Source organism: Micromonospora citrea (assembly GCF_900090315.1).
GTDB lineage: Bacteria > Actinomycetota > Actinomycetes > Mycobacteriales > Micromonosporaceae > Micromonospora > Micromonospora citrea.
Genome location: NZ_FMHZ01000002.1, coordinates 1,175,642 through 1,197,021, shown reverse-complemented (window position 1 = coordinate 1,197,021; position 21,380 = coordinate 1,175,642). Strand labels below are relative to the sequence as shown.

18 protein-coding genes and 1 pseudogene are annotated in these 21,380 nt (G+C 73.4%); 13 read left to right on the top strand and 6 right to left on the bottom strand.

The genetic code is table 11. The annotated features are described in order from the left end of the window. Positions 1-37: 37 nt before the first annotated feature. Positions 38-670: a transcriptional regulator gene (locus GA0070606_RS05630; RefSeq protein ID WP_245724572.1), complete on the top strand. Its 633-nt coding sequence runs from the start codon at positions 38-40 to the stop codon at positions 668-670. Between the two features lie 33 nt (positions 671-703). Here the strand turns inward: GA0070606_RS05630 and GA0070606_RS05625 are convergent. Both GA0070606_RS05625 and GA0070606_RS32375 read right to left on the bottom strand, forming a co-directional pair. After that, positions 704-898: pseudogene (locus GA0070606_RS05625) on the bottom strand (hypothetical protein); the annotation flags it as partial. Between the two features lie 1,085 nt (positions 899-1,983). After that, positions 1,984-2,268, bottom strand: coding sequence for a hypothetical protein (locus GA0070606_RS32375; protein WP_176737242.1), 285 nt, complete (start codon positions 2,266-2,268; stop codon positions 1,984-1,986). A 175-nt stretch (positions 2,269-2,443) separates the two neighbouring features. Here GA0070606_RS32375 and GA0070606_RS05615 point away from each other — a divergent pair, with 175 nt between their 5' ends. After that, positions 2,444-4,012 carry an MFS transporter gene (locus tag GA0070606_RS05615; RefSeq protein ID WP_091095678.1) on the top strand — a complete coding sequence of 523 codons (1,569 nt, stop codon included), beginning with the start codon at positions 2,444-2,446 and terminating at the stop codon, positions 4,010-4,012. A gap of 11 nt (positions 4,013-4,023) precedes the next feature. Then, a complete protein-coding gene (locus GA0070606_RS05610) occupies positions 4,024-4,632 on the top strand; it encodes a TetR/AcrR family transcriptional regulator (RefSeq protein ID WP_091095676.1) in 609 nt (202 codons plus the stop codon). Positions 4,633-4,723: 91 nt separating this feature from the next. On the opposite strand, the gene GA0070606_RS05605 is transcribed toward GA0070606_RS05610, so the two are convergent. Together GA0070606_RS05605 and GA0070606_RS05600 are read right to left on the bottom strand one after the other, a co-directional pair. Beyond that, on the bottom strand, positions 4,724-6,643 hold the full coding sequence (locus GA0070606_RS05605; RefSeq protein ID WP_091095674.1) for a helix-turn-helix domain-containing protein: 1,920 nt from the start codon (positions 6,641-6,643) through the stop codon (positions 4,724-4,726). A 14-nt stretch (positions 6,644-6,657) separates the two neighbouring features. Then, positions 6,658-7,440, bottom strand: coding sequence for a 3-hydroxybutyrate dehydrogenase (locus tag GA0070606_RS05600; protein WP_091095672.1), 783 nt, complete (start codon positions 7,438-7,440; stop codon positions 6,658-6,660). Positions 7,441-7,632: 192 nt separating this feature from the next. Here GA0070606_RS05600 and ruvC point away from each other — a divergent pair, with 192 nt between their 5' ends. From ruvC to GA0070606_RS05560, 8 genes are all read left to right on the top strand, one after another. Further along, positions 7,633-8,160 carry a crossover junction endodeoxyribonuclease RuvC gene (gene ruvC / locus GA0070606_RS05595; RefSeq protein WP_089001018.1) on the top strand — a complete coding sequence of 176 codons (528 nt, stop codon included), beginning with the start codon at positions 7,633-7,635 and terminating at the stop codon, positions 8,158-8,160. Then, positions 8,157-8,759, top strand: coding sequence for a Holliday junction branch migration protein RuvA (ruvA, locus tag GA0070606_RS05590; RefSeq protein WP_089001017.1), 603 nt, complete (start codon positions 8,157-8,159; stop codon positions 8,757-8,759). Before ruvC ends, ruvA begins: the two co-directional genes overlap by 4 nt. After that, entirely contained in the window at positions 8,756-9,826 is a 1,071-nt protein-coding gene (ruvB, locus tag GA0070606_RS05585) for a Holliday junction branch migration DNA helicase RuvB (RefSeq protein WP_091095670.1), read from the top strand. The genes ruvA and ruvB overlap by 4 nt, the downstream gene beginning before the upstream one ends. 139 nt (positions 9,827-9,965) lie before the next feature. Next, positions 9,966-10,325: a preprotein translocase subunit YajC gene (yajC, locus tag GA0070606_RS05580; RefSeq protein ID WP_176737241.1), complete on the top strand. Its 360-nt coding sequence runs from the start codon at positions 9,966-9,968 to the stop codon at positions 10,323-10,325. Between the two features lie 257 nt (positions 10,326-10,582). Continuing rightward, on the top strand, positions 10,583-12,502 hold the full coding sequence (gene secD / locus GA0070606_RS05575) for a protein translocase subunit SecD (RefSeq protein WP_176737240.1): 1,920 nt from the start codon (positions 10,583-10,585) through the stop codon (positions 12,500-12,502). A gap of 1 nt (position 12,503) precedes the next feature. Then, positions 12,504-13,694: a protein translocase subunit SecF gene (gene secF, locus GA0070606_RS05570; RefSeq protein ID WP_091095663.1), complete on the top strand. Its 1,191-nt coding sequence runs from the start codon at positions 12,504-12,506 to the stop codon at positions 13,692-13,694. Between the two features lie 101 nt (positions 13,695-13,795). Continuing rightward, the gene (locus GA0070606_RS05565; protein ID WP_091107337.1) at positions 13,796-14,362 is read left to right on the top strand and encodes an adenine phosphoribosyltransferase; all 567 of its coding nucleotides are present in this window, start codon (positions 13,796-13,798) and stop codon (positions 14,360-14,362) included. Positions 14,363-14,532: 170 nt separating this feature from the next. Then, positions 14,533-17,058 (top strand): RelA/SpoT family protein, encoded by a 2,526-nt coding sequence (locus GA0070606_RS05560; protein ID WP_091095661.1) that lies wholly within the window; start codon positions 14,533-14,535, stop codon positions 17,056-17,058. A 90-nt stretch (positions 17,059-17,148) separates the two neighbouring features. Here GA0070606_RS05560 and GA0070606_RS05555 read toward each other — a convergent pair whose 3' ends face one another. After that, positions 17,149-17,988 carry a peptidylprolyl isomerase gene (locus GA0070606_RS05555; RefSeq protein WP_091095660.1) on the bottom strand — a complete coding sequence of 280 codons (840 nt, stop codon included), beginning with the start codon at positions 17,986-17,988 and terminating at the stop codon, positions 17,149-17,151. 65 nt (positions 17,989-18,053) lie between these two features. Continuing rightward, positions 18,054-18,944: a peptidylprolyl isomerase gene (locus tag GA0070606_RS05550; protein WP_091095658.1), complete on the bottom strand. Its 891-nt coding sequence runs from the start codon at positions 18,942-18,944 to the stop codon at positions 18,054-18,056. 258 nt (positions 18,945-19,202) lie between these two features. Between GA0070606_RS05550 and GA0070606_RS05545 the strand changes: the two genes are divergently transcribed. Together GA0070606_RS05545 and hisS are read left to right on the top strand one after the other, a co-directional pair. Then, on the top strand, positions 19,203-19,916 hold the full coding sequence (locus GA0070606_RS05545; protein ID WP_091095656.1) for an MBL fold metallo-hydrolase: 714 nt from the start codon (positions 19,203-19,205) through the stop codon (positions 19,914-19,916). A 122-nt stretch (positions 19,917-20,038) separates the two neighbouring features. Next, complete coding sequence (gene hisS / locus GA0070606_RS05540; protein ID WP_091095654.1) at positions 20,039-21,367, top strand: histidine--tRNA ligase; 1,329 nt, start codon at positions 20,039-20,041, stop codon at positions 21,365-21,367. Positions 21,368-21,380: the final 13 nt, after the last annotated feature.

The following is a 21,380-nucleotide window of genomic DNA, read 5'->3' as shown; positions in this document are numbered from 1 at the left end:
CCCCTGGTAGCGAAACGTCTACCCGGGGGTGCGTCTGGTGCTGACAGATCCCATGCCGGCCGAGGCCGTCGAGATCGCGCGCAAGCGCCTCGCCCTGGCCGCCGAGGATCTCGACGGCAACCGGGTCGCCGCGCTCGTCGGCGAGCTCGCCGACGGCTGGGGCGTCCCGGCGCTGTGGGAGCAGGTCTGCGTGCCGGCGCTCGCCGCGTTGCGTGGGCACACGGCCATCGAGGTCGCCGTCGAGCACGCCCTCTCCGAGGGCGTCCGCGTCGGCCTGGACGTGTTCCGCCGCGTGCCCGGCCGCCCGTTGCCCACCGGAGGCGTGCTGCTCGCCGGCGCCGAACAGGAGACGCACTGCCTGGGCCTGCACGCGCTCTCGGCCGCGCTGCGCGAGCGCACCCGGGGCAGCCTCCTGCTCGGGCCCGCGCTGCCGTGGGCGGCGCTCTCCGGCGCCGTGCGCCGGGCCCGCCCCCGCACCGTCGTGGTCTGGGCCCAGACGCCGGTCACCGGCCGCGCGTATCGCCTGGTGCGCTTCGCCCGGGACTTCCCGGCGGTCCGGGTGTACGGCGCCGGGCCCGGCTGGATCGAGCCGCTCGCCGCGCCGGCGGCCCGACTGTCCACGCTCCCCGCCGCCGTGAGGGCCTGCTGCTCCGCGCCGCCCCCACACTGACGCCTGGTGGTGGATGTGCCGTCGGCCGGCACAGGCCGACACCTGCGCCGTCTGCGCCGCCTTCGTCAGCGGCATGTCCTGCCAGCCGTCGACCTGCTTGAGGCCCTTCAGGAACGCCATGGTCGAGTACTCCGGGTCGGTGATCTGCTCCACCGTGCCCCACCCACTCGACGGGCGCTGCTGGAACAGGCCCTGCGAGTCATGGTCGTCGCGGTCACCAGCTTGCCCTGCCCTTGTCCACGACCGGCTTCTCCGCCAGGGCGACGGCGGTGATCGGGGTGGCTGCCTCGACCGGCGCGGCGCCACCGGCCCGCCGTCATTCCGGGCCCGGCACCCCCGCCCGCAGGTGGCCACGTGCCCTCACTCGGCCGTACGCACGTGTAACGACCCGGCCCCAACCACGATTCCACGCCTATGATCCCCCCCCCCCGGATCAGGGCACTTCGATAGAGGTCGGTCGGCCTTGGGAGTGATCGACGCAATTCGGAAGAGATTGGCGCAGGTCGGGAGGGCTCGACGCCTCCCGCCCGTCGGTGCCAACCTGACCTCGCCCGGCCTGTCGAGCTGATGTCGCAAACGATTCAGCCGCGCCTGCCGCACCCCGACGCCACCGCTTCGTGGACCCGCAACCAGACCGCACGCGTCCTGTGGAGCTGATGTCGCAAACGAGTCAGCCGCGCCTGCCGCACCCCGACGCCACCGCTTCGTGGACCCGCAACCAGACCGCACGCGTCCTGTGGAGCTGATGTCGCAAACGATTCAGCCGCGCCTGCCGCACCCCGACGCCACCGCTTCGTGGACCCGCAACCAGACCGCACGCGTCCTGTGGAGCTGATGTCGCAAACGAGTCAGCCGCGCCTGCCGCACCCCGACGCCACCGCTTCGTGGACCCGCAACCAGACCGCACGCGCCCTGTGGAGCTGATGTCGCAAACGATTCAACCGAGGCTGGCCGCGCCAGCCGGGCAGCCGCACCGGCCCGCCAGCCGGGCAGCCGCACCGGCCCGCCAGCCGGGCAGCCGCACCGGCCCGCCAGCCGGGCAGCCGCACCGGCCCGCCAGCCGGGCAGCCGCACCGGCCCGCCAGCCGGGCAGCCGCACCGGCCCGCCAGCCGGGCAGCCGCACTGGCCCGCCAGCCGGGCAGCCGCACCGGCCCGCCGGCCAGCCGCACCAGCGGCGCCAGCTGCACGTCGCCGCCGAAGTGCCGTGATGTCGTAACCGACTCAGCTCGACAGGGCCCAACCAAGTACCTCGCCCACCCACCTACGGCAGTCTCGCGGGTCGAACGATCGCCTGACCCGATGAGGTGCGGACCTACTCCGGGCTGGCGCCGAACGTGGCTGCCGGCCGCTGCCGGGTGAGAGACGCCGGATGCGTGGGACGCCAGCTGCCGCGGGACATCAGCTGCGGGCTGCCGAGATTCGGCCGCACACCAATACGAGCCGTTGGCGACCTTGCCCTCTTGGGCGGGGCGCACGCCACCGCTGCCACCGCCACCGCCGCCACCGCCGTGGCCGCCGCCACCGCTGCCACCGCCACCACCGCCACCACCGCCACCACCGCCACCGCCGCGGCCGCCGCCACCGCCACCGCTGCCACCGCTGCCACCGTCGCCGCGCGCTCATCCCACCCCGGCGGCGGGTGGGGCGTCGATGCTCCGGGTGACCGCCGTCACATAAGATACGGTCCGGTTCCGTATCGAAACTCCAGGCCCTACGCTGACCGCAATACGAGTCTGACCCGTATCGAAAACGGGACCGGGGGGAGCACGGAGATGCAACCGCACGAGAACACGGGACACCCGAGGAGGTGGGCGATCCTCGGGGTGCTGGTGATCAGCCTGCTCGTGGTCGTCCTGGACAACACGATCCTCAACGTCGCGCTGCGTACCCTCGCCGACCCGGTGCACGGCCTCGGCGCGAGTCAGGGCGAGCTGGAGTGGTCGATCAACTCCTACACGCTGGTCTTCGCCGGCCTGCTGTTCACCTTCGGCGTGCTCGGTGACCGCGCGGGCCGCAAGCGGTTCCTGCTGATCGGCCTGGTGCTCTTCGGGCTGGCGTCGCTGCTGTCGGCGTACGCGCAGAGCCCGGCCCAGCTCGTCGCGGCCCGCGCGCTGATGGGAGTGGGTGGCGCGGCGATCATGCCGGTCACGCTCTCGATCATCTCCAACGTGTTCGACCCCCGGGAGCGGGGTCGGGCGATCGGCGTCTGGGCGGGCGCGGTCGGCCTGGCGGTGGCGATCGGCCCGATCCTCGGTGGCGCGCTGCTGGAGCACTACTGGTGGGGCTCGGTCTTCCTGATCAACGTGCCGGTGGTCGCGCTCGGCGTGGTGCTGGTCGCGCTCCTGGTCCCCGAGTCGCGCGACCCGAGCCCGGGGCGCGTCGACGTCGCGGGCGTGCTGCTGTCGGTGGTCGGTCTGGTCGCCCTGACGTACGGCATCATCGACGGCGGCGAGCACGGCTTCGGCCGGCCGGTGGTCTGGGCCGCGATCCTCGGTGGCCTGGCGGTGCTGGCCGGGTTCGTCGCGTACGAGCGACGCAGCGACCATCCGTCGCTGGACGTGCGGCTGTTCCGGGTGCCCCGCTTCGCGGCTCCGGTGGCGATCGTCGGGCTGGTCTTCTTCGCCGCGATGGGCGTGATGTTCTTCAGCTCGTTCTATCTCCAGCTCGTCCGCGGCTACAGCCCGCTGGAGACCGGCCTGCTCTTCCTGCCCTTCGCCGCGGCCCAGCTCGTCTTCGCCCCGCGCAGCGCCGCGATGGTCCGCCGGTACGGCGGCCGGGCGGTCGCCACGGTCGGGCTGGCGCTGACCGTGGCCGCGCTCGCCGGGTTCGCCTTCGTCGACGCGGCCACCCCGATCTGGGTGGTGCTCGTCGTCTTCTTCCTCCAGGGCGTCGGAATGGCCAACATCATGCCCCCGGCCACGGAGTCGATCATGTCGGCGCTGCCCCGGGAGAAGGCCGGCGTCGGCTCCGCGGTCAGCAACACAGTGCGCCAGGTGGCCAGCGCGCTCGGCGTGGCGGTGCTCGGGTCGGTGCTCTCGGCGGTCTACCGCGCCGACGTCGACTCCGCGCTGCGGGACCTGCCCACCGGGGCACGCGAGGCCGCCGGTGAGTCGATCTCCGGCGCGTACGCCACGGCGGGTCAGCTCGGGCCGGCGGCGCCGCAGCTCGTCGCGGCGGCCGACGAGGCATTCGTGGCCGCTATGCACTGGGCGGCGGCCCTCGCGGCGGTGGTCACCGCGCTCGGCATCCTCGTGGTGCTGCGGTGGATGCCCGGCCGGTCGGCGGCCCCGGCGGGGGCGCCCGCGCCGGCGGCGGAACCCGAGTTGGCCGGGACGGCCTAGGTTCGGGAACAATGTCCGACATGACTTCCACCGCCGACGCTCCGCGGTCGCCCGGCCGGCCGCGGAGCGTCCGCGCGGACGAGGCGATCATCGAGGCAACCCTCGACCTGCTCGCCCAGGGCAACACCATCGAGTCGATCTCGATCGAGGCGATCGCCGCCCGGGCGGGGGTCGGCAAGGCCACCATCTACCGCCGCTGGCCGGGCAAGGACGCGCTGCTGCGCGACGCCCTGCGCACGCTCAAGGGCAACCCGCCGGAGCCCGCCGGCCGCTCCGTCCGCGACGACCTGATCCTGCTGGTGGGTGCCGTCGGGCACCACATCGACCCGCGGGCGGAGCGGATCATGCCCTGCCTGGTGCCCGAGGTGAACCGCAGCCCCGAGCAGTACCAGCTCTACCAGAACATCATCGAGCCCCGGCGGACGCTGATGCGTGAGGTGCTGCGACGGGGGGTGCGCACCGGCGAGCTCCGCGCCGACCTCGACGTCGAGGTGACCATGGCGATGCTGACCGGCCCGATGCTGGTGCAGCGGGTGATGCGCTGGCACCCCCACCTCGACGAGGCGACGCTGGCCGAGCAGATCGTCGACGGCCTCCTGGACGGCATCCGCGCCCGCTGACCCGCGCCCGACGGGGGACCAGCGCCCGACGGGCGCGTGCCGACCGCCGTCGGCCGGGTCGGGCGGCGCGTGCCCGACCGCCGTCGGCCCGTCAGGCGGCGGGCGTACGCAGGCGGTGCAGGCGCAGCGCGAGCTGGACCTCCAGCGCCCGCTCCGGCTTCTGCCAGTCCGCGCCGAGCAGCTGCCCGACCCGCTCCAGCCGCTGGGTCACCGTGTTGACGTGCACGTGCAGCAGCTCGGCGGCCCGGGCCAGGCTGCCGCCCACCCCGAAGTACGCCTCCAGCGTCTTCACCAGCGCGGTGCCCCGCCGGGCGTCGTAGTCGACCACGGGCCCGACGGTGGCGGTCAGGAACCGGTCCACGTCCTTGTCGCCGCCGTCGCCGACCGCGCCCAGCAGCAGCCCGACGAAGCCCAGCTCGGCGGTGCTCGCCCCCTGCCCCGAGCGGCCCAGCGCACCGAGGGCGGTCAGGCAGCGCTCCGCCTCGGCGAACGTGGCGGCCAGCGACGCCGGGCCCGTCGACGGGCCGCTCGCCCCGGCGGTCACCGGCCGGCCGGTCACCCGCGACAGGTCCCGGGCCACCGCCCGCGCGCTGCCGCCCGCGTCCTGTCCGGGCAGCATCAGCACCACCCGCCCGTCGCGGGCCGCCGCCAGTCCGCCCCGGGTCGAGGCGTACGTGGTGGCCCAGGAGAGCACCCGCTGCCGGGCCGAGCCCGTCGCGGCGATCGCGTCGTCGCCGACCGCCACCAGCACGTGCGGGGCGTCCAGGTCCACCCCGAGGCGGCGCGCCCGGCTGCGCAGCGCGTCGGTGTCCCGCAGCGGCCGGGCGATCAGGTCGTCGAGCAGCTCGCCCCGGACCCGCCCCTCCGCCTCGGCGACGGTACGCCGGAACAGCAGCAGCAGCGCCGTCACCAGCGACGCCCGCTCCAGGATGCGCTGGTCGGCGTCGACCAGCTCGTCGTCGGGGCGCAGCACCAGCGCGCCCAGGTTCTCCGCGCCGGCCACCACCGCGGCGTACCAGAGCGGCCCCCGGCGCACGCTGCGGCCCTCCGTACGCGACGCGGCCACCGCCTCCACCATGTCCGCCCGGTCCGGCTCCTCGATCTCGCCGACCCGGGCCAGCAGCCGGCCCTCCGCGTCCAGCGCCAACAGCGCCCCGCCGAGCACGTCGGTGACCGCCGAGGCGACGTCCTCCACGCCGCCGCCGCGCAGCACCAGCGCGGTCATCCGGTCGTGCGCCGCGGCGGCCCGCTCCACCGAGCTGCTGTGCGCCCGGATGGTGGTGTTCGCCGCCGACAGCTCCTCCAGCGCCGCCCGGGTCTCCGCGAGCAGGCGCGCGGTGTCGATCGCCACCGCCGCGTGCGCCGCGAGGGACACCAGCAGCGCCACCTCCTCCCGGGCGAACGGTCGGGCCGAGCGGTTGGCCGCGTAGAGCACGCCGATCGAGGTCGAGCCCAGCCGCAGCGGCACCCCGAGGATGGCCACCAGCCCCTCCTCGCCCACCCCGGCGTCGATCTCGCCGGTGTGGTGGAAGCGGTCGTCCTCCGGATAGTTCGCGGTGACGTACGGGGCACCGGACTGGGCCACCAGGCCGCCGAGGCCCGCGCCCATCGGCAGCCGCAGCCGCTGGAAGCGGGCCGAGACCGAGCCGTCGGTGACCCGCATGTAGGTGTCGCCGCGCTCGTCGTCGTCGAGGGTCATGTAGGCGACGTCCGCGCCGAGCAGGTTGCGGGCCCGGTGCACGATCGCGCGCAGCACGTCGTCGAGGTCGCGCAGCCCGGCCAGGTCGCTGACCGTGTCGTACAGCCCGGAGAGCTCGACCTCCCGGCGGCGACGGCGCTCCAGCAACGCGCGGACCCGCAGCGCCACCGTCTTGGCCTGCTCCAGCTCGGCGAGCCGCTCGGGCGGCAGCCCGGCGGCGCGCGCGGCGACGAGCGGCCCCTCGAACTCCACCGCGGCGGCCTCGCGGGCGAGCAGCTCCAGGAACTCCACCGGTGACGACATGACCGACATTGTGCGGCTCGCCACTAGTTCGCCGTCCAGCCCCCGTCGAGCGCGATGGACGCGCCCGTGATGAACGCCGCCGGCGGGGAGCAGAGGTACGCCACCAACTCGGACACCTCCTCCGGCTCGATCAGGCGCTTGATGGCCGCCCGCGCCAGCATGATCTTCTCGACCACCTCGGCCTCGGGGATGCCGTGGCTGGCCGCCTGGTCGGCGATCTGGCTCTCCACCAGCGGGGTGCGCACGTACGCGGGATTGACGCAGTTGGCGGTGACGCCGTGCGGCGCGCCCTCCAGCGCCACCACCTTCGACAGCCCCTCCAGGGCGTGCTTGGCGGAGACGTACGCCGACTTGTACGGCGAGGCGCGCAGCCCGTGCACCGAGGAGATGTTGACGATCCGCCCCCAACCCCTGGCGTACATGTGCGGCAGCGCCCGCCGGATGATCAGAAACGGCGCCTCCACCATCACCCGGTGCAGGTGGGCGAAGCGCTCGGCGGTGAACTCCTGGACCGGCGCCACGTGCTGCAGGCCCGCGTTGTTCACCACGATGTCCACGTCGGCGTCGAGCCGGTCGACCGCGTCGGCGTCGGCCAGGTCCACGCCCTCGGCCCGGCCGCCGGCCTGCGCCGCCACCGCCTTGGCCGCCTCGATGTTGCGGTCCACCACCAGGACCTTCGCCCCGGCGGCGCCGAGCCGCAGGGCGCAGGCCCGGCCGATGCCGCTGCCGCCCCCGGTGACCAGGGCGGTACGACCGGCGAGGTCGACGTGTACGACGTGGGGGACCGCCACGGGTTCTGCCGTCATGGCGCATGAAGTTACGAGCTGTGTGTCCGGGCGCACATGGGGCGGCGACACATACTCGACGGTCGGAGTGTGTGGCCACCGCGCTCCCGGGCGGCGTGTCGGCGCGCCCGGCGTGTCCCCGGCGGCGGGGCGTCACCCGGATCGGTAGGGTGTCGAACACACGTACTGCTGACGGCTGGGGGAGGAGGCGGCGTGCGCGTGCTCGGCGTCGACCCGGGGCTGACCCGGTGCGGGGTCGGCGTGGTCGAGGGCGTGCCGGGGCGGCCCTGCACGCTGGTCGCCTACTACGTCGTCTACACCGACCCGGCCGACGAGCTGCCGCTGCGCCTGCTGCACCTCGACCGCTCGCTCACCGACCTGGTGGCCGAGCACCGGCCGGACAGCGTCGCCGTCGAGCGGGTCTTCAGCCAGCACAACGTCCGCACGGTGATGGGCACCGCCCAGGCCAGCGGGATCGCCGTGCTCGCCGGCGCCCGCGCCGGGCTGCCCGTGCAGACCTACACGCCCAGCGAGGTGAAGGCCGCCGTGACCGGTTCCGGCCAGGCCGACAAGGCGCAGATGACCGCCATGGTCACCCGGCTGCTGCGGCTGGCCGAGCCGCCGAAGCCGGCCGACGCCGCCGACGCCCTCGCCCTGGCCATCTGTCACGTGTGGCGCGGCGGGACGCGCTCCAAGCTGGCCGCCGCGGCCGACCGGGTACGACGAGGAGGAGCCAGATGATCGCCAGCGTGCGCGGGGTGGTGACCGCGACCGGTCCGGACCACGCGGTGGTGGAGGTCGGCGGGGTGGGCCTCGCGGTGCAGTGCGCGCCCGGCACCCTCGCCGACCTGCGGATCGGCCAGCCCGCCCGGCTGGCCACCAGCCTGGTCGTCCGGGAGGATTCGCTCACCCTCTACGGCTTCGCCGACGACGACGCCAAACAGCTGTTCGAGCTGCTCCAGACCGCCAGCGGCGTCGGCCCCCGGCTGGCCCAGGCGGTGCTCGCCGTGCACACCCCCGACGCGGTGCGCAAGGCGATCGCCAACGCCGACACGGCCGCCCTGACCCGGGTGCCCGGCATCGGCAAGAAGGGCGCCGAGCGCCTGGTCCTGGAACTGCGCGACCGCGTCGGCCCGGTGCCGGTCGGCGCCGACGGGGCGGCCGGGGTGACCGGCGGGGCGTGGCCGGAGCAGGTCCGGCAGGCGCTGGTCGGGCTCGGCTGGACGGCGGGGCAGGCCGACCAGGCGGTGGCCGCGGTGGCGGAGACCGTCGACGGTGACGTGCCGCCGGTGCCGGTGCTGCTCAAGCAGGCCATCCGACTGCTGGGACGCACCCGGTGACCGGTCCCGACGGCAACCTGGTCTCCGCGTACGTCAACGACGCGGAACTGGACGCGGAGGCCAGCGTCCGGCCGAAGCGGCTGGAGGAGTTCATCGCCCAGCACCGGGTCCGCGACCAGCTGGACCTGCTGCTCCAGGGCGCGATGCGGCGCGGCTCCCCGCCCGACCACATCCTCCTCTCGGGGCCGCCTGGCCTGGGTAAGACCACCCTGGCCAACATCGTCGCCGCCGAGCTGGGCTCGGGCATCCGGGTGACCAGCGGCCCGGCGATCGAGCGCTCGGGCGACCTGGCGGCGATCCTGACCAGTCTCGCCGAGGGCGACGTGCTCTTCATCGACGAGATCCACCGGATCGCCAAGCCGGCCGAGGAGTTGCTCTACAGCGCGATGGAGGACTTCCGGGTCGACGTGGTGGTCGGCAAGGGGCCGGGCGCGACCGCCATCCCGCTGGACGTGGAGCCGTTCACCCTGGTCGGCGCGACCACCCGCTCGGGCCTGCTCACCGGGCCGATGCGGGACCGGTTCGGCTTCGTCGCGCACCTCGACTTCTACTCCCCGGCCGACCTGGAGGTGCTGCTGCGGCGGTCGGCCCGGATCCTCGGCGTGCCGATCACCGACGAGGGCGCCGCGGAGGTCGCCGGTCGCTCCCGGGGCACCCCCCGGATCGCCAACCGCCTGCTGCGGCGGGTCCGCGACTTCGCCGAGGTCCGCGCCGACGGCGTGGTCACCCTGGAGACGGCCCGGGCGGCCCTGAAGGTGTACGACGTCGACGCGCTCGGCCTCGACCGGCTCGACCGGGCGGTGCTGACCGCGCTGGTCGACTCGTTCCGGGGCGGGCCGGTCGGCCTGTCCACCCTCGCCGTGGCGGTGGGGGAGCAGCCGGACACGGTCGAGGAGGTGTGCGAGCCGTTCCTGGTGCGGGCCGGCCTGCTGGCCCGTACGCCCCGCGGCCGGGTCGCGACCGAGGCCGCCTGGCGGCACCTGGGGCGTACGCCCCCGAATGGTACATTTGGCGTGGATGCCCCTCCCGCGCCCGATCTGTTCTCCGTGGACGCCGAACAGCCGTGATGTGAACGTGATCTGTGCCGCATTCGGCGTTCCCAGGTGCAGGGATTAGACTCGCGCCGGTCTGTACAGGACGTGAGAATCCGCCTCCGCTCCGGCACGCACGTGCCGGTCCCGGAGGCCAATGGGAAGGTCTTTCACCGTGCTTTACGCAGCAGAGGGCGGCGGGGGTGCCGGCAGCCTGACGCCGATCCTCATGATCGCTCTGCTCTTCGGCGTCATGTACTTCATGATGATCCGCCCCCAGCAGAAGCGCCGCCGCGAGGCGGAGGCGATGCAGTCCGCCCTCGCCCCCGGCGACGAGGTGGTCACCATCGGCGGGCTCTACGGCACGGTCACCGGCGTCGACGACGACACCGTCCTGCTCGAGGTCGCGCCCGGCGTGCAGACCCGGTACGCCCGCCCGGCCATCGCCCGGGTGGTCAGCCAGGCCGAGCGCGCCGAGGAGCCGGCCGCCGAGGACGCGGACGTCGTCAAGGACGCGGACGTCGTCAAGGAGTGAGTCGTCGCCCCGCCCCCGTACGCGGCGGCGCCGGCTCCCGGTGACCGCCGCGCCCCACGGGGCAGCGGAGCGGACGTGAAAACTGGATAGTGGGGCCCGACGGAATCGGCGCGTCCGCGCCTTCCGTTCCGGCGCCCCCGCGCCGCGACGTCGGAGCCCGCGCGCCGGCCTCCGACGCCGGCCCGTCAGAACCGCCGGCCGCACCGGCCGACACCCGCCGCACCAGCGGCGCGACCGTACAGGGAGACAGGACAGCCGTGGCACCACCTCAGGGACAGATGCGCCCCGGACGGCAACTGGCCGTGCTCGGGCTCATCTTCGTCGTCCTCTATCTTTTGGTGTTCTTCGCGGGCGGCGCCAGCGGCGGCTGGAAGGACCGGCTGGAGCCCAAGCTCGGCCTGGACCTCGTCGGTGGCACGCGGCTGACGCTGGAGGCGACCAACACCGTCGACGGCCGGGCGCCGACGGCGGAGAACCTCGAAGAGGCCCGCCGGATCATCGAGAGCCGGGTCAACGCCTTCGGCGTCGCCGAGGCGGAGGTGGTCACCGAGGGCAACCGCAACATCGTGATCTCCCTGCCCGGCGAGAACCGCGACATCACCGAGGTGGGCAGCGCGGCCGAGCTGCGCTTCCGCAAGGTGCTCAAGGCCGCCGACGGCAGCGGCGCGGCCGCCGCCCCGGCGCCCACCGCGACCCCGTCCGGCAGCGCCAGCCCGGCCCCGTCGGGCAGCGCGAAGCCCTCGGCCGGCGCCACCCCGTCGGGCAGCGCCGGCCCGAAGGCCACCGCGTCGCCGAGCGGCGGCCAGGGCGGCATGGCCCCGGCCCCGAGCGCGTCGGCCTCGCCCAGCGCGTCGGCCTCGCCGAGCGGCGCGGCGCCGTCGCCGAGCGCCAGCGGCGAGCCGGTGCCGCAGAGCGTCGAGGAGCAGCGCAAGGCCGTCGAGAAGAAGGTCGGCGCCGCCGCCTGGGCCGCAGCGAGCGGCCTGCAGGCCCCGGCCGACCTGGCCGCCGACCCGTCGCTGGCGGAGAAGCTCAAGCCGTTCGCCACCCTCGACCCGCGCGAGGTCGCGGTGCTGCCGGCGCAGATGCAGTTCAACGTGCCGCAGATCAGCTGCGCCCAGCTCGACCAGCGCCCGCCGGCGTCGATCTCCGACCCGGAGCAGCAGGTGGTGGCCTGCGAGGACGGCGCCGCGAAATACCTGCTCGACAAGGCCAAGGTGCTCGGCACCGACGTGAACGACGCCGACGCGGTGCTCGACCAGACCAGCTCCTGGGTGGTCAGCCTCGACTTCACCGGTTCCGGTCAGGACAAGTGGACCAACCTGACCCGCGAGGCGTTCACCAACGAGGGCCAGGCCTGCGACGCCACCGCGCTGGGCCAGGACGGCAAGTGCCGCGTCGCCGTCGTGCTGGACAACGAGATCGTCTCTTCGCCCGAGATCCAGGGCGTGCTGACCGGCAACTCGCAGATCACCGGCAGCTTCACCCAGAAGGACGCCAGCGAGCTGGCCGGCAACCTGCGCTACGGCGCGCTGCCGGTGACCTTCGAGGCGCAGGAGCAGCAGAACGTCACCGCCACCCTGGGCGCCAGCCACCTGCGGGCCGGTCTGCTCGCGGCGGGCATCGGCATGGCGCTGGTCATCATCTACTCGTTCTTCTACTACCGGCTGCTCGGCTCGGTGATCTTCCTGAGCCTGGTCCTGTCGGCGCTGCTGGTCTTCGGCGCGCTGGTGGTGCTCGGCCGGCAGATCGGCTTCACCCTCACCCTCGCCGGCATCGCCGGCATGATCGTCTCGCTCGGTGTGGCGGCGGACTCGTTCGTCATCTACTTCGAGCGGCTCAAGGACGAGATCCGGGAGGGGCGCAGCCCGCGCAGCGCGGTGCCGCGCGCCTGGATCCGGGCCCGTCGGACGATCATCTCGGCCAACGCCATCACCCTGATGTCGGCGGTGGTGCTCTACGTCGTCTCGGTCGGCGCGGTGAAGGGCTTCGCCTTCGCCCTCGGCCTGGCCACGGTGCTGGACCTGGTCGTGGTCTTCCTCTTCCGGCACCCGATCATGACGATGTTCGCCCGCACCTCCGCGTTCCTGTCCCCGCGGGTCAGCGGTCTCGGCCGGGTGCTCCCGCCCCGGACGGCCGAGCCGGCCAAGCCCCGCAACCAGCGCGTCAAGGAGGCCTGAGATGGCCAAGAGTGGTCTCGCGAGCCGCCTCTACCGGGGCGAGGCCGGCCTCGACATCATCGGCCGGCGCAAGGTCTGGTTCGCCGTCGCCGGCGCGCTGATCCTGTTCGCGCTCCTGAGCTTCGGGCTGCGCGGGTTCCACCTCGGCATCGAGTTCGCCGGCGGCAACTCGTTCCAGATCCCGGCCAGCGTCGGCACCCTGGAGCAGACCGAGGACAAGGTCGAGGGGGCGCTCGGCGCGGCCGGCGACGGCGCCAGGGTGGTCACCACGCAGAAGGTCGGCGGCACCGGCGGCGACTTCTACGAGGTGCGCACCACGCAGCTGAGCGCCGAGCAGGCCAACGCCGTCAAGGTCGAGCTGGCCGACGAGTTCGGCATCGGCGCGGAGCAGATCAGCGGCAACCAGGTCAGCGAGGCGTGGGGCAGCCAGGTGACCTCCCGCGCGCTGCTCGGTCTGGTCATCTTCATCGCGGTGGTGATGGTCTACCTGATCCTGCGCTTCGAGTGGCGGATGGCCGTCGCCGCCGTCTCCTCGCTGATCATGAACCTGGTCCTCACCGCCGGCGTCTACTCGCTTGTCGGCTTCGAGGTCACCCCGTCGACGGTCATCGGCTTCCTCACGATCCTGGGCTTCGCGCTCTACGACGTGGTGGTGGTCTTCGACAAGGTCCAGGAGAACACGCGCGGCATCACCGCCAACAACAACCAGACGTACGGCGAGGCTGCCAACCTGGCCATCAACCAGAGCCTCATGCGGTCGCTGAACACCTCGGTGGTGGCGCTGCTGCCGGTGGGTGGTCTGCTCTTCATCGGTGCCGGCCTGCTCGGCGCGGGCACCCTGAAGGACCTCGGCCTGGTGCTCTTCGTCGGTATGGCGGTGGCGTTCCTGACCTCCATCCTGCTGGCGACGCCGCTGCTGGTGCTGCTGAAGAACTACGAACCGCGGATCCAGGCGCACAACAAGCGGGTGCTGGCCCGCCGGGGCGCCATCGCCCGCGGCGAGGTCGCCCCGAAGGGCGAGTCCCGGGCCGCGGAGTCGGCGGACGAGCCGGTCGACGCGGAGGCGGCGGCGCTGGCCGGCGCCGCGCCGAAGGTGGGGGCGCGGCCGGCGGCGAAGCGGTCCACCGGTGCCCGGGGCGGTCGCCCCGCCGGCGGCGGCGGCAACCGTCCGGGCGGCGGCAAGCGGCGCTGACCGGGGCCGGGGACACCCGGTAGGGATCGGACCGACGGCGTCCTTCATGCTGTGCGAGCAGCATGGAGGACGCCGTCGTCGTGGAAGGGGAGCGGACTGCCGTGACGGAGACCCACAGCACCGGGGTACGGGGAGACAGCGGCCCGGAGGCCGCCAAGCTGGTGGCCAGCCGGGTGCTCGACGTGCCCGACTTCCCCAAGCCCGGTGTCATGTTCAAGGACCTGATGCCGCTGTTCGCCGACGGTGAGGCGTTCCGCCAGGTGATCGACGGGATCGTCGCGTACCACGGGCGGGACTCGTTCGACGCCGTCGTCGGCATCGAGGCACGCGGGTTCGTGGTCGCGGCGGCCATCGCGTACGCGACAGGCGTCGGCGTGGTGCCCGTGCGCAAGGCCGGGAAATTGCCCCGGCCGGCGTACTCGGCCTCCTACGCCCTGGAGTACGGCGAGGCCACCCTCGAGGTGCACGAGGACGCCTTCACCGCCGGGCACCGGGTGCTGGTGGTCGACGACGTGCTGGCCACCGGCGGCACCGCCGAGGCGACGCTGGACCTGGTGGAACGGGCCGGCGGCACCGTTGCGGGCTTCACCGTGCTGCTGGAGCTCGGTTTCCTCGGCGGGCGGGAGCGGTTGGCCCCGCGCCCGGTCCATGCCCTGTTGACCGTTTGAGCGGCCCGGCCGTCGGACGGACCCGGCGGGGTCCGTCCGGCGGAGCGGCGGGGCACCGTGCGTGCGGGTAGCATTGCCCATTGCTGACCGGGCGGAGACCCGTCCGGGTGGCGCGAGACCAGGCCGACCGGCGCACGGTCGGTGTATTCCGGCGAGCGGTGAGGAGGCCGGTGTCCCACGATGTCGCCCCTCCGGTGGAGGGCACGGTGCACCCGACAGGCGACGCGGACGGCTCGGTGACGGCCCGCAACGGTGACGCGCCGGCCCGGGGCGCGGGCTCCGGCAACGGCTCCGGCGTGACCGGTCCGGCCGACGCCGCGCGCGCCGGCACGGCGACCGGCCCGGCCGGTGGCGCGGGCGCGGCGACCGACGGGGTCGTGCTCCCGTTCCCCGCCGACGGCGCCGGCGACCCGGCGCCCAGCGCCGGCTTCGCCCTGTCCAGCGCGCCGACCGGCCGCCGGGTGCGGGCCAGGCTGGCGCGGTTCAACGCGCCGTGGCAGTCCTCGCAGGTCAGCGAGGTGCTCGAGCCGCTGATCTCGACCCACCGGGACGCCCACCCCAAGGCCGACGCGCGGCTGCTCCAGCGCGCCTTCGACACCGCGGCCCGCTGGCACTCCGGGCAGTACCGCAAGTCCGGCGACCCCTACATCACCCACCCGCTCGCGGTGGCCACCATCCTGGCCAACCTGGGGATGGACACCACCACGCTGGTGGCGGCGCTGCTGCACGACACCATCGAGGACACGGAATACACCCTCGACCAGATGCGCGCCGACTTCGGCGGCGAGGTCGCGCTGCTCGTCGACGGGGTGACCAAGCTCGACAAGGTCAAGCTGGGCGACGCGGCCAAGGCCGAGACGATCCGCAAGATGGTCGTCGCGATGGCCAAGGACCCGCGGGTGCTGGTGATCAAGCTGGCCGACCGGCTGCACAACATGCGCACCCTCACCTTCCTGCCCCGCCCGAAGCAGGAGCAGAAGGCGAAGGAGACCCTGGAGATCCTGGCCCCGCTGGCCCACCGGCTGGGTATGAACACGATCAAGTGGGAGCTGGAGGATCTCGCGTTCGGCACGCTCTTCCCGAAGCGCTACGAGGAGATCAACCGCCTCATCGGGGAGCACCAGCCGCAGCGCGAGGCGCTGCTGCGTCAGGTGACCCAGAAGGTGCAGACCGACCTCAGGTCCGCCAAGATCAAGGCGGAGACGACCGGCCGGCCGAAGCACCTCTACTCGATCTACCAGAAGATGATCGTGCGGGGCCGCGACTTCAACGACATCTACGACCTGGTCGGGGTGCGGATCCTGGTCGACACGGTGCGCGACTGCTACGCGGCGCTGGGCGTCATCCACGCCAACTGGCAGCCGGTGCCGGGCCGGTTCAAGGACTACATCGCGATGCCCAAGTTCAACATGTACCAGTCGTTGCACACGACGGTCATCGGGCCTACCGGCAAGCCGGTGGAGATGCAGATCCGCACGTACGCGATGCACCGCACCGCCGAGTTCGGCATCGCCGCGCACTGGAAGTACAAGGAACACAAGGGCACCCAGATCGTCGGCCCGCCGGCGCACATCGACGAGATGACCTGGCTGCGCCAACTGCTGGACTGGCAGCGGGAGGCGGCCGACCCGAGCGAGTTCCTCGACGCGCTGCGCTTCGACCTGTCCAGCCAGGAGGTGTACGTCTTCACCCCGAAGGGTGACGTCATCCCGCTGCCGACCGGCTCCACGCCGGTGGACTTCGCGTACGCGGTGCACACCGAGGTCGGGCACAAGTGCATCGGGGCGCGGGTCAACGGCAAGCTGGTGCCGCTGGAGTCGACGCTGTCCAACGGCGACGTGATCGAGATCTTCACCTCGAAGTCCGACACGGCCGGCCCGACGCAGGACTGGCTGGGCTTCGTCAAGAGCCCGCGCGCCCGCACGAAGATCCGGCAGTACTTCAACAAGGAGCGGCGCGAGGAGGCCATCGAGGCCGGCAAGGACGCGATCGTCAAGGCGATGCGCAAGCAGGGCATGCCGCTGCAGCGGATGCTCACCTCCGACGCGCTGATGGCGATCGCCCGCGACCTGCACCTGGCCGACGTGGCATCCCTCTACGCCGCCGTCGGCGACAGCCAGGTCTCCGCCCAGTCGGTGGTGCAGAAGCTGATGGCCGCGTACGGCGGCGAGGAGGGCGCGGCGGAGGACATCGCCGAGACCGCCGTCGCGACCCGGCCGCCGCGCAGCCGGCAGAGCAGCGCCGACCCGGGCGTGGTGGTACGCGGGGTCAGCGACGTGTGGATCAAGCTGGCGCGCTGCTGCACCCCGGTCCCGCCGGATTCGGTGTTCGGCTTCGTCACCCGCTCCGGCGGGGTGAGCGTGCACCGGGACGACTGCGCCAACGCCGAGGACCTGCGGGCCCAGAACGAGCGGGTCGTCGAGGTGAGCTGGAAGCTCACCTCCGCGTCGACGTTCCTGGTCGCCATCCAGGTCGAGGCGCTGGACCGGCACAAGCTGCTCGCCGATGTCACCCGGGTGCTCTCCGACGAGCGGGTCAACATCCTCTCCGCCACCGTCACCACCACCCGGGACCGGGTGGCGGTGAGCCGGTTCAGCTTCGAGATGGCCGACCCGAAGCACCTGGGCCACCTGCTGGCGGCGGTCCGCAAGGTCGACGGCGTCTTCGACGCCTACCGGGTGACCTCCGGCGCCTGACCCATTGCCCCCGGCCCTGCTCGACGGGGATGGGGAAAGGGAAGCGCCCGCCGGCGGGGCCGGCGGGCGCTCGTCGTACGGGGTGGGGGGTCAGCCCTGGGGGGCGCTCATGGTGAGCTTCTTGATGGTGACCTCCTTCTTCGGGTGACCACCACCGGCCTGCTGCGCGAACGCCTTGTCGTCGCCGGCCGTCGCGACCTGCTTGACGATGTCCATGCCACCGGTGACGGTGCCGAGGACGGTGTAGTTCGGGTCCAGCGGCGAGTCTCCGTAGACGATGAAGAACTGGCTGCCCGTGCTGCCCGGCTGGCCGGAGTTGGCCATGGCGATCACGCCCTCCGGGTACGGCGGACGCTTGTCGGTGGGCAGGTTCTCCTCGGCGAGCCGGTAGCTGGGACCGCCGGTGCCGTCGGTCTCCCGCCAGCCCTTGCCGGTCGCGCTCGGGTCGCCGCACTGGAGCACCTTGATGCCCTCGGTGACCAGCCGGTGGCACTTGCTGTTGTCGAAGAAGTTCTTCTCCGCCAGGTGGGTGAAGCTGCCGGCGGTGCAGGGCACGGCCGACCGGTCGATCTTGGCGGTGATCGGGCCGAGGTTGGTGTCGATCGTCATCGTCTGGGTGCCGGTGTTCGCCTGCTGCGCCGGCGGCAGCCCGACGTCCTTGATCTGCTTGGTGCGCTGGTCGGCGGGGAGCTCGGTCCAGGCGCACTGCACGTGGTCGGCAGCCGGCCCCGCGGTGTCGCTCTTGTCGTCGTCGCCGCCCAGGGTGGTGGCGAGCCACACCGTGCCGGCGATGACGAGCACCAGCACCGACGCGGCGCCCACGATCGCCTGGGTCTGCCGGCGCTTGCGGGCCCTGGCCGCCCGCTCGGCCATCTCCTTCTCGAGCCGGGCGCGGGCCGCCGCGCGCTGCCGCTCTCTGGTGGACGTCACGCCTGGATCCTCCTGGGCTTCTCTGGGCGCGGTCGGTGCCGCTGAGGTTGGTGAGGCGGCCGGGGTCAGCCGGCGCTGGGGCTGGCCGCCGGGGCGCCCGACGCGGACGGCGTCGGCGCCGGGGACGACGTCACCTGCGCCACGGGCTCACCGACGGTCAGGCTCTGGACGACCACGTCGTCGTCCTTGGGCTTGACCTTGGCCCCCGTCCCATTGTCCACGGTCGGCTTGGCACCGATCTTCTCCACCACGTCGATCCCGCCGGTCACCCGGCCGATGACCGGGTACTTCGGGGTGGCGGTGGTGAAGTCCTCGAAGAAGATCAGGAACTGGCTGCCGTTCGCCCCCGGCGGGTTGGCGATCATCGCGACCGTGCCCTTCGGGTAGGTCGCGGGCTGACCCGGCGCCGGGCTCGCCGACGGCTCGGGGGTGGGGACGTTCTCGTCGTAGAACGAGTAGGTCGGACCGCCCAGCCCGGTGCCGCTCGGGTCGCCGCACCGCACCGCGCCCTCGGCGGTGATCTCGTGGCACTTGGTGTTGTCGTAGAACGACCGGCTCGCCAGGTGGGCGATGCTCGCCGCGGCGCACGGGGCGCCGGCGAGGTCCAGCTCGACGGTGATCGGCGCGCCCTGGTTGGTGGTGACCGTCATCGGGCGTACGCCGGAGGTGGGCAGCCCCTTGGTGGCCGGGGTGCCGACGTCCTTGAGGTTGGTGTTGACCGTGGCGTCCTGCGGGGTCCACAGGCAGACGTCGTCGGCGGCCGTGTTCTCCTTCGGGTCGTCGTCGAAGGCGCCCAGCGCCCAGGCCGAGCCGACCACGATCAGCGCGAGGACGACGGCGACACCGACACCGGCCTGGATCTGCCGGCGACGCTTGGCGGCTGCGGCCCGGCGCGCGAGCTGCCGGTCGAGCTTGGCGCGCGCCAGTTTGCGCTGCCGGTCCCTGCTGGAAGCCACCCGTGCTCCCCTTCCTCTACCCTGGTCGTCACCGGTGGTCGGGCGTCCCGCGCCCGCTCGGCGGCAGGTGCGCCACGCCACACGCCCGCCAGAGTGTACGGCTACCGGCTGGGAAAGTGGTGTACGAGGTCCGGGCGGGGTTCTATCGGGACGCGTCACTGTGACCGACGGGGCCGGCGGGACGGATGCGCCGAACCCGGTCGCGTCGCCGGTTAGGCTGCTCGCAGGACGTGACGGCTCGACGAAAGGGGAGCGGACGTGCTCGTGGCCGGCTTTCCCGCCGACGCCTTCGGCACCAACTGCTACGTGGTCGCCACCGCGCCGGGGGAGCAGTGCGTGGTGGTCGACCCCGGCATCGGGGTGCTCGACCGGCTCGACGCGCTGCTGGCCGAGCATCGGCTGCACCCCGCCGCCGTGCTGCTCACCCACGGCCACCTCGACCACACCTTCTCGGTCGCGCCCGTCTGCGGCGCCCGGGGGATCACCGCGTACGTGCACCCTGCTGACCGCGAGATGCTGGCCGACCCGGCGAAGGGGCTGTCGGCGGAGCTCGCCTCGCTCTTCGGCGGGCGGCTGCCGTACACCGAGCCGGAGGACGTCGCCGAGCTGGCCGACGGCGCCACGCTCGCCCTCGCCGGGCTGGAGATCACCGTCGACCATGCCCCGGGCCATACCGGCGGGTCGGTGCTCTTCCGACTGCCGGCGGCCGGCTCGCCCTGGGAGGCGGATCAGCTCTGCCTCTCCGGCGACGTCCTGTTCGCCGGCTCCATCGGCCGCACCGACCTGCCGGGCGGCAGCATGCCGACGTTGATCGGCAGCCTGCGGGACAAGATCCTCCCGCTGGCGGACGACACCGTCGTGCTGCCCGGCCACGGCCCCGCGACCACCATCGGCCGCGAGCGCGCGACCAACCCGTACCTCGTCGAGGTGGCGGGTGGCGCGCGACCGGCCGCCCCCGCCCGCGGCCTGTAGCCGGCCGCGGAGCCCGCACCCCCGCGGCCGGTGACCGGCCGCGCCGAGCCTGCCCCGCGGCCGTCGCCGGCCGCACCAGCCTTCGCCCGCGCGGTGCCGCGCGGGTCTGCGAACGGAGCATCATGAGCAAGCCCACGCCCATCTCCGGCTTCCCGGAGTGGACGCCCGCCCAGCGGATGATCGAGCAGTACGTCCTCGACCGGATCCGCGACACCTTCGAGCTGTACGGCTTCGCCCCGCTGGAGACCCGCGCGGTGGAGCCGCTGGACCAGTTGCTGCGCAAGGGCGAGACCTCCAAGGAGGTCTACCTGATCCGGCGCCTGCAGGCCGACGCCGACGGGCCGGCCGGCGACGACGCGCTCGGTCTGCACTTCGACCTGACCGTGCCGTTCGCCCGCTACGTGCTGGAGAACGCCGGCAGGCTCCAGTTCCCGTTCCGCCGCTACCAGATCCAGAAGGTGTGGCGGGGCGAGCGGCCGCAGGAGGGGCGCTACCGCGAGTTCCTCCAGGCCGACATCGACATCGTCGACCGGGACACCCTGGCCCCGCACCACGAGGCGGAGATGCCGCTGGTCATCGGCGACGCGCTGCGCTCGCTGCCGATCCCGCCGGTGCGCATCCAGGTCAACAACCGCAAGATCTGCGAGGGCTTCTACCGGGGCATCGGCCTGACCGACCCCGAGGCGGCCCTGCGCGCGGTGGACAAGCTCGACAAGATCGGCCCGGCGAGGGTGGCCGAGCTGCTGGCGCAGACCGCCGGGGCAAGCGAGGCGCAGGCCAAGGCGTGCCTGGCGCTGGCGGAGATCTCCGCGCCGGACGCGTCCTTCGCCGACGCAGTGCGCGCGCTGGGCGTGACCGACCCGCTGCTCGACGAGGGGATCGAGGAGCTGGTGCGGGTGGTGGAGACCGCCGCCGCCCACTCCCCGGGCCTGTGCGTGGCCGACCTGCGCATCGCCCGGGGCCTGGACTACTACACCGGCACGGTCTACGAGACGCAGATGATCGGCTACGAGCGGTTCGGCTCGATCTGCTCCGGCGGCCGTTACGACAACCTGGCCAGCTCCGGCGCCGCCCGCTTCCCGGGGGTGGGCATCTCGATCGGGGTGACCCGGCTGCTCGGGCTGCTCTTCGGCGCCGGGGCGCTGTCGGTGTCGCGGGACGTGCCGACGTGCGTCCTGGTCGCGGTGACCAGCGAGGAGCAGCGGCCGGCGAGCAACCGGGTGGCCGAGGCGCTGCGCTCCCGGGGCGTACCGACGGAGGTGTCGCCGAGCGCGGCGAAGTTCGGCAAGCAGATCCGCTACGCCGAGCGGCGGGGCATCCCGTACGTCTGGTTCCCGGGGGTCGAGGGGGCCGCCGACGAGGTGAAGGACATCCGCTCGGGCGAGCAGGTGGCCGCGGCGGCGGGGGAGTGGACGCCGCCCCGGGCCGACCTCAGGCCGCTGGTCGGCTGAGACGCTACTGGCG